1 rRNA gene is annotated in these 903 nt (G+C 46.5%); it reads left to right on the top strand.

What is annotated here, in order from left to right:
- Positions 1 to 903: ribosomal RNA gene (locus QGH30_09755) — 23S ribosomal RNA — on the top strand; the annotation flags it as partial.

A 903-nucleotide genomic window follows, 5' to 3' on the forward strand; every position in this document is an offset into this window, starting at 1 on the left:
TTGAAATCTGTTAGTCACATATGGTTACGGCACTAAGGTGTTGTAACGTACGTTTGGAAAAATGGGCCAAGGAGTTTATCAAAGTGGCGAGGTTAACGAAAGGAGCCGAAGCGAAAGCGAGTATGAAAATGCGTTAGTCACTTGGGTAAGACCCGAAGCCGGACGATCTATTCGTGGACAAGCTGAAGTTTTCCGAAAGGAGAATGGAAGGCTGAACCGTTGTTGTGTGCATGCACTCGAATGATCTGCGAATAGGGGTGAAAAGCCTATCTAGTTCGGCGATGGCTGGTTCCTGTTGAAATATGCCTCAGTATAGTCTCACTTAGTTTGTTGGCGGGGTAAAGTACGGATAGAATTCGCAGGGTCGAAAGATTACGGAATTTCTTCCAACTCTGAACCTGTCAGCTGCTTAAAGTGGGAATCGGGGGCAGCGCGTAAGGTGCTGTTCCGAGACCGGAACAACGGAGACTGGAGTTAAGGTCCCAAAATGTATACTAAGTGTAACGAAAGGTGTCTTGAACCTGAGACAGTGGGGATGTAGGCCCAGAAGCAGCCAACATTTAAAGAAAGCGTAATAGCTCACCTATCGAGGTTCGAGGCCCTGAAAATGGACGGGGCTAAGTATACTACCGATACTCCGGAGGCGCTCAGATGAGCGTTCTGGTAAGCAGGCGTCTGTTCTGCGCAGAAGTTTTTTCGTAAGAAAGGATGGAGCGGGACGGAATGAGAATCTTGGCGTTAGTAAGATCAGATCAACCTGAGAATGGTTGGCGTCGCAAGAGCAAGGTTTCCTTGGCAATATCGTTTAACCAAGGGTTAGTCGGTACCTAAGCTATACCTTAACTGAGTATAGCGAATGGAAATCAGGTTAATATTCCTGAACTAATCAAACTTTGCATATAA

The organism is Candidatus Krumholzibacteriia bacterium (assembly GCA_030748535.1).
Lineage (GTDB): Bacteria > Krumholzibacteriota > Krumholzibacteriia > JACNKJ01 > JACNKJ01 > JASMLU01.